We start from the raw sequence: 1,826 nt of genomic DNA on the forward strand, positions 1-1,826 counted from the left end.
GGTTATGTCTTCACACAGGAGACCGGCCTGCCCATGCACCCGGACAGCATCAACGGCTGGCTGAAGAAATTCAGTGAGCGGCACGGCCTGCGGCATATCAATCCCCACGCCTTCCGGCACTCCATGGCAAGTATCCTGATCAACAACGGCACCGATATTCTCACGGTGTCGCACCGCCTTGGACATACGAAAGCCAGTACTACGCTGAACTTCTACGGACATATTTTACAGCAGGCCGATGCCCAGTCCTCGGAGTGCATTGCGGACGTGCTGCTGCGAAGCAGGGATGGCCAAAAAGAAAGGAATGAATCACCTGAGCGCTGAATATGCGAGACCATCCCAAATTTTGTGTAAACCTCCGATGTGGTGTAGAATAGAAGCACCACATGGGAGGTTTTACATATGGCCAGAAAGAATCGTACCCCAGAAGAAAACGCCCGGCGGGAGAAAATCCGAGAACTGCTACAGATGGCAAACATCGGCAGCATGGATGACATTCAGAGCCTGTTTAAGGAGGCAATCTCAGAATTCATGGAGAATGGCCTGGAAGCAGAGCTGGATGATGAACTGGGCTACAGCAAGTATGACTACAAGAACAAGGACACAGATAACAGCCGCAACGGCCACAGTAATAAAACACTGCGGACCAGCTTTGGAGATGTAGCGGTATCAGTGCCTCGAGATCGGAAAGGCGAGTTTGAGCCTCAGGTGCTGAAGAAAAACCAAACCAGCATCAGCCAGGACATTGAGGAAAAGATCTTGTCCATGTATGCAAAAGGAATGACCACAGGTGACATTGAAGCGCATATTCAGGATATCTACGGCGTAGAAGTGTCCGATACGACTGTAAGCCGCATTACTGACAAGATCCTTCCCATCGCAAAAGAATGGCAGCAGCGGCCTCTGGAAAGCGTCTATGCAGTGGTTTTCCTGGATGCCATCCATTACCATGTTCGCAGCGAGGGGCAGATCGTCAAGAAGGCCGTCTATATTGCCATCGGCATCGATCTGGACGGAAAGAAAGATGTTTTGGGTATGTGGGTTGGCGAAAATGAGAGTGCAAAATTCTGGGCAACGGTGCTCAACGGCTTGAGGAACCGGGGCGTAGAAGATATTTTCATTGCCTGTACGGATAATTTGGCCGGATTTTCCGCTGCAATTGAAGCAGTGTTTCCCAAGACAGAGATTCAGAACTGTATTATTCACCAGCTTCGGAATTCCAGCAAATATGTATCCTACAAGGACTTGAAAGCACTCATGGCCGATTTGAAGGCTGTTTACGCTGCGGTAGATGAGCCTACCGCTTTAGACGCACTGGACACCTTCGCTGAGCGATGGGACAAGAAATACCCCAAAATTTCTCAGTCCTGGCGGGACAATTGGCCCAATCTGAGTACCTATTTCAAGTATCCCCAAGAGGTTCGCCGCTTGATATATACGACCAATGCAATTGAGGGATTCAACCGTCAGCTTCGGAAAGTAACCAAGGCAAAATCCGTGTTCCCAACCGATGACAGCCTACTGAAAATGCTGTATCTGGCCATGATGGATATCACAAAAAAATGGACTGGCCGGAGACAGGATTGGAGCATGATCCACGCTCAGCTGGCAGTATTCTTTGCTGATCGCATGCCGGAATAACCTGCTGCATACCGGCATGTCAAGGGTCAAGATGAACGGGGGCTGGCGCCCCCGCCCTTGACATGCCCACTATCCACTGCTATTTTGAAAACAAGGCGGCAGCAGCTTGCGCCACTTCCGCCTTGAATAAATTTTGCTCTATTTGCACCGCATTTCGGTGTTTACACAGAATTTGGGACAGACCC

The 1,826-nt window shown here is 50.1% G+C and carries 2 protein-coding genes; both read left to right on the top strand.

The window, feature by feature from the left end:
* A partial coding sequence (locus ACI4N7_RS05190; RefSeq protein ID WP_439732302.1) for a tyrosine-type recombinase/integrase occupies positions 1-324 on the top strand: 324 nt, incomplete at its 5' end.
* A gap of 78 nt (positions 325-402) precedes the next feature.
* Positions 403-1,641, top strand: coding sequence for an IS256 family transposase (locus tag ACI4N7_RS05195; RefSeq protein WP_439732303.1), 1,239 nt, complete (start codon positions 403-405; stop codon positions 1,639-1,641).
* Positions 1,642-1,826: the final 185 nt, after the last annotated feature.

It is taken from the genome of Dialister sp. (genome assembly GCF_051885895.1).
Taxonomy (GTDB): domain Bacteria; phylum Bacillota; class Negativicutes; order Veillonellales; family Dialisteraceae; genus Dialister.